A 5,615-nucleotide genomic window follows, 5' to 3' on the forward strand; every position below is an offset into this window, starting at 1 on the left:
GCCAGCAGCGCCTACCCCTCTTCATAAGCTCATCCGGGACTCCCGGACGTGCTCACCCGTCGGTCGATCCCGCACATCAAACCGCCACAACCCCAAAATAGATGGGACGCAACCGCCGCATACGGTGTGCAAGACAGTTGTGCCGTAAGTGAATGGGCTATCAGATAGGCGCCTGTTGTCATGAGCGCTGGTCATGTTCATTGCTGGATTGAACTCGACCTCTGAGGGCAGTCGAAATCATTATCGTCAAGAGCGACTGAACTGATCCATTCAACCCCGTTACCTTGCTTCGAAATGAGTGTCAGGGCTCCCCGATCAAACGCGGGTGATCTCGCTGCCATGACGCACGCGTGCTGCGATGGTGTCCTGCTGTCTGCCCATGATCGCGAGGAAACTGTGCAGTTCTACGCCCAACGGCTTTTCCAGCGCGCCCAGGTCCCACGCCAGAAAATAGGGCTCCTTCAGCCTCATCCGCGCATCAACCGGGACGACCAGGCGCCCCGCCAGTATATCATCGACCGCCATCGACAGTTGCGCCAGCACGAAGCCGCGCCCGTTGATGGCGGCGTCGATAGCCGCGCTGGAGAGCGAATAGGTCATCTGGCCAAGCAGACTGCGCAGCGCAAGACCCTGACCCTGCGCCCATTCCGTCCAACCCGGAGCCTCGCCCTGATCCTTGTCCCATTCGATTCCCAGGAGCGGAAGCTGCAAGATGTCCGCCGCGTCCCTGACCGGATTTTGCTTTAGAAAGGCTGGAGAACAGGCAGGAACGACCCAATCGGTGAAAAGTTCGGCAACGTGCAAATAGTTCCGCGCCTTTCGACCGTAAGAGAGCCGGAATTCGGCTTGTTCGGGCCCCAGACGCGGCTCGATATCCTCGCCCACAAGGCGGACCGTTGCCGCAGGATGGCGCATCTGCCAGTCGAAAAGTCGGGCGGCGACCCATTTGCTGGCCATCGATGGCAGGCAGGACACGGTGAAGATTTGATCAGAACTGGTTCTACCGACACGATTTTGTGCGGTCCGAAGGCCCTCGAACCCTTTGTTCAGGTCCTCCAGATAGCTTCGACCCCGCGCGGTCAGGGTGACATGACGCCCGGCCCGCTCGACCAGACGCACGCCTGCGGCCTCCTCGGCCTTGCGCAGTTGCTGGCTGACAGCTCCCAGAGAGACCCCCAGCTCATCTGCCGCCGCCGTCACGCTGCCAAGGCGGCCAAAGGCCTCAAAGGCTTGCATGGCGCGCAAAGGCAAATGGGGCATCGTCGCCTCCCTGGTTTAGATTTTCTATATTAGATCGCAATTCTAATGGATAGGCCAGAGCAAAGACCCACGCTACGAATATGTCTGCACATAATCGTCGGAGTGGCACATGTTTCTGCGAAATGCCTGGTACGTCGCGGCCTGGGATCACGAGATCGGCGCGGGCCTCGTGCCGATCAAGGTGCTGGGTGAAGAGGTGGTCCTCTACCGCAAGACCGATGGCACGGTGGCCGCGCTGGAGGATGCCTGCCCGCACCGCAAGCTGCCCTTGTCGATGGGGCGCATCAAGGGCGACCAGGTCGAATGCGGCTATCACGGCCTGACCTTTGACGGCAAAGGCATCTGCACCCGGGTCCCGGGGGCCGAGAAGATCCCGCATGTCGCGCAGGTCCGCTCTTATCTGATCGTCGAACGCTATGGCCTGTTGTGGATCTGGATGGGCGAGGCCGACAAGGCCGATCCGGCGCAGATTTTCTCGGTCGACCATTGGGGCGATCCGGCCTGGGGGATCAACAAGGGCGAGTCGATGGCGCTCGACTGCAACTACCTTTACATGACCGACAACCTCTTGGACCCCTCGCATGTGGCCTGGGTGCATCCGACCTCGTTTGGAAACACGGCGGCCGAGGCGACGCCGCTGAACACCACGGTGGGCGAAAAGGGCGTGACCGTCTGGCGCTGGATGCTGGATACGCCGCCCGCGCCCTTCTACGCGCCCTTCCTGAAGTTCAAGGGCAACTGCGACCGCAAGCAGCACTACGAGGTCCACTACCCCTCGCATGCCATCATCCGGGCGATCTTCACCCCGGTCGGAACCGGCGGCGAGGGCAAGCCGCTGCATCCGGATGTCTTCCTGATGGACAGCTACAACTTCATGACCCCGATCGACGAGAATACGACCAAGTACTACTGGTTCCAGATGCGCAACTTCGCCCCGGATGACGCCGAGGTCTCCGCCAAGTTCGCCAAATCCGTGCGCGGCGCCTTCGAGGAGGACCGTGTCGTGCTGGCCGCCGTCCACAAGGGCATGGCCAACAAGCGCAACCCTCATCTGGACCTGAAGATCGACGTCGGTCCTTTGCGCTTCCGCAAGACCCTGTCCAAGATGATCGAGGACGAGCAGGCCCGGCAGGTCGCGGCGGAATGAGCAGCCCGGCCCTGTCCCTGAAGGTTGTGGCCAAGCGGCAGGAAAGCCGGCTGATTGCCTCTTTCCTGCTGGAGCCCGAGGGGGAGTTCCGCCCCTTCCGCCCCGGTCAATTCCTGGTCTTTCGCCTGCCGGGTGGGGTGATCCGCAACTACAGCCTCTCGGGGGCTCCGGACGCCAAAGGGCAGTACCGCATCACCGTCAAGCGCGAGGCGATGGGGCAAGGCTCGGGCCATCTGCACGATCAGGTGTCCGTTGGCGATGTGCTTCAGGCCGAGGGGCCACGCGGGGACTTCGTGCTGCACACCGAAAGCCCGCGCCCGGTGGTGCTCTTGGCGGGCGGCGTCGGGCTGACGCCACTTCTGTCCATGCTGCACCATCTGGCGCAGACCGACCGCAGGACCCTGTTTGTCCATGCCGTCGAAAACGGCGCCGATCATCCCCTGCGGGAGGAGGTCTTGGCCCTTGCTGCCCGGCCCAATGTCACCGCGCATTTCTGCTACCGCGCCCCGACCGATCAGGACAGGGCGGAGGGGCGCTTTCACTCCGAAGGGTTCCTGAGCAAGGCCACGCTGCAAGCCCTGCTGCCGCTGGACGACTACGACTTCTATCTCTGCGGCCCGCCTGCCTTCATGCAGGCCTGTTACGCGATCCTGCGCGACCTCGGCGTGGCGCGGGACCGCATCGCGCATGAATTCTTCGGCCCGGCCTCGCAACTGGACCCCGCCCCAGCGAAACCCGCGCCCGTCGCAAGCCAAGGCAACGATGTCACCTTCCTTGCGGCCAACAAGACAGCCCCTTGGGATGACAGCCCCAGTCTTCTCGACTTTGCCGAGACGCAGGGCCTGCAACCCGCTTTCAGTTGCCGCGCCGGTGTCTGCGGCACCTGTGTCACCCGGCTGGTCGAGGGCAGCGTGGACTGGACCGACGACCCGCTCGATCCCCCGCCCGAGGGCCATATCCTTTTGTGCTGCACCCGCCCCAAAGGGGCCGTGGTTCTGGAGCTTTAGCCGCATGACCGCACCCGCCGTTCCCCTGAACCCCAATCTGGCCGCCCTGCCGCCCTATAACGCGGGCATGACCCTGTCCAAGGCCCGCAGCCTCAGCGGACTGGACGACATCGCCCGGCTGGCCAGCAACGAAAACCCCGAGGGATGCTATCCTGCCGTGCTTGCGGCGCTGGCCAGCCCCGATTTCCAGCCTTGGCGCTATGCCGATCCCGGCTGCACCGCCCTGCGCGCCGCCTTGGCCGAAAAGCTCGGCTGCACGGCCGACTGCATCGTCGCGGGCAACGGCAGCGAGGAGATGATCGCCGCCATCTGCCGCACCGTGCTGGAACCGCAGGCAGTTGTGCTGACCGTCGTCCCCAGCTTTGGCCTGCACGAGATCGAACCCCTTGCGCTGGGGGCCCGGGTCATCAAGGTGCCCATGACGGCTGACGCGGGCTTCGATCTGCCCAAGCTGGAGGCCGCCCTGGCGAAAGGTCCGCGATTGTTCTTCCTGTCCTCGCCCTGGAACCCGGTTGGCCCGGCATTGGACAAGGCGTCGCTTGATCGCCTGATCGCGGCCATACGCCCCGGCACCTTGTTCGTGCTGGACGAGGCCTATTTCGAATACGCCGATCCAGATGCGCCCGATGGGCTGAAGGTGCTGCAAGCCTCCGGGATCGACCATGTCGTCCTGCGCACCTTTTCCAAGGCTTACGGGCTGGCGGGATTGCGGGTCGGCTATGCCGTCTGTTCGCATCCGGAGATCGCGCGGGTTCTGGCCTCGGCCAAGACGCCGTTCAATGTGAATGGCGCGGCGCAGGTAGCGGCCCTGGCCGCCTTGGGGGACGAAGCCTGGATGCAAGCCTCGGTCGCGCGCCTGCGTCAAGAGCGGGCGCGGGTGGCCAGGGCCTTGCGGGCGATGGGGCTGGCGCCAGCGCCGTCCCAGACGAACTTCCTGTTCCTTGACTGCGGGCGGGACAGTGCGGCGGTGGCCGCCGACCTGATCCGGGCCGGGGTCATCGTCAAACCCTGGCGCGAGGCGGGATATGAGCACCATCTGCGCGTGACCATCGGCAGCCGCAGCGAAAATGACCACCTGATCGCGGCTCTTGGGCAGGTGTTGGCATGACCCTTGCCGACACCCTGCGCGACGCCCTCGGCCCGGACCGGCTGAGCCTGCGCGACGGGGTGCTTGTGGTTTCGCCACGATCCGCCGAGGACATCCAGACGGTGTTGCGCCACACGAGGGCTGCGGGTGTTTCCGTGGTGCCCGAGGGTGGCAAGACCGGACTGGTCGGCGGCACGCTTGCCAAGGAGGGGCAGGTCATCCTGTCGCTGGCCCGGCTGGACAAGATCCTCCTGATCAATGCCACCGAACGCGTCGCCGTGGTCGAGGCTGGCGTGACGCTGGAGGCCCTGCAAACCGCCGCCGCCCTGCACGCGCTGGAGCCGGGGATCGACCTTGCGGCGCGGGGATCGGCCACGATCGGCGGCATGCTCGCCACCAATGCCGGTGGGGTCATGGCATTTCGCAACGGGGTGATGCGCCACCGCGTTCTGGGGCTGGAGGCGGTTTTGCCGGATGGCAGCCTCTATTCCGACCTGACCCGGGTCGTGAAGAACTCCGCCGGTTACGATCTGAAGCACCTGCTGATCGGGGCCGAGGGGACCCTGGGCATCATCACCCGCGTCGTGCTGAAGCTTGACCCCATCCCGCAAGCCACGGCCACGGCCTTGATCGGCCTGCCGAATGTCTCCGCGGTCCTGGACCTGATCGCCCGCGCCCTGTCGCCGCAGACGGGCCATTTGCGCGCGGCCGAGGCGCTGTGGAATTCCTACCTGCGGCTGACGGCCGGTGTTCAGGGCTGGCAGGCGGCGGAGTTTCCGCTGGACACGCCCCTGGCCCTGATCCTGCACCTGGGCGGCAGTGACGAGGCGGCGCTGCGCGAAGAACTGCTGCGGCTTTATGCCGAGACTTTGGACCACTATCCCGATGCCACTGGCCTGATCGCCTCCTCGGCCCGGCAAGAGCGCGACATCTGGCTCTTGCACGAGAATACAGGTGCCATCTACCAGCGCTATCCCGCGGCCCCTTCCTAGGGTCAGGACCCATTGATCACGCTCTAAGACCGTGATTCACGGTCGGCCAGGAGACCTGATTTATGAGCAACTTGTTCTGGCTGACCGAAGCCCAGATGGACCGGCTTCGGCCCTTCTTTCCC

Annotated in this window: 5 protein-coding genes; 4 read left to right on the plus strand and 1 reads right to left on the minus strand. The window is 64.6% G+C overall.

Translation table 11 applies throughout. From position 1 onward, the window contains the following. Positions 1 to 315: 315 nt before the first annotated feature. A complete protein-coding gene (locus GV832_RS21305) occupies positions 316 to 1,260 on the minus strand; it encodes a LysR substrate-binding domain-containing protein (RefSeq protein WP_168776882.1) in 945 nt (314 codons plus the stop codon). A gap of 109 nt (positions 1,261 to 1,369) precedes the next feature. Here GV832_RS21305 and GV832_RS21310 point away from each other — a divergent pair, with 109 nt between their 5' ends. From GV832_RS21310 to GV832_RS21325, 4 genes are read left to right on the plus strand one after another with little or no spacing between them, the layout of a single operon-like run. Further along, positions 1,370 to 2,407, plus strand: coding sequence for an aromatic ring-hydroxylating dioxygenase subunit alpha (locus tag GV832_RS21310; protein WP_168776883.1), 1,038 nt, complete (start codon positions 1,370 to 1,372; stop codon positions 2,405 to 2,407). Continuing rightward, positions 2,404 to 3,414, plus strand: a complete 1,011-nt coding sequence (locus GV832_RS21315) for a 2Fe-2S iron-sulfur cluster-binding protein (RefSeq protein WP_168776884.1) — start codon at positions 2,404 to 2,406, stop codon at positions 3,412 to 3,414. Before GV832_RS21310 ends, GV832_RS21315 begins: the two co-directional genes overlap by 4 nt. 4 nt (positions 3,415 to 3,418) lie before the next feature. Further along, positions 3,419 to 4,522 (plus strand): histidinol-phosphate transaminase, encoded by a 1,104-nt coding sequence (gene hisC / locus GV832_RS21320; protein WP_168776885.1) that lies wholly within the window; start codon positions 3,419 to 3,421, stop codon positions 4,520 to 4,522. Then, on the plus strand, positions 4,519 to 5,493 hold the full coding sequence (locus GV832_RS21325) for an FAD-binding oxidoreductase (RefSeq protein WP_168776886.1): 975 nt from the start codon (positions 4,519 to 4,521) through the stop codon (positions 5,491 to 5,493). Before hisC ends, GV832_RS21325 begins: the two co-directional genes overlap by 4 nt. Positions 5,494 to 5,615 lie beyond the last annotated feature (122 nt).

It is taken from the genome of Stagnihabitans tardus (assembly GCF_009925085.1).
GTDB lineage: Bacteria > Pseudomonadota > Alphaproteobacteria > Rhodobacterales > Rhodobacteraceae > Stagnihabitans > Stagnihabitans tardus.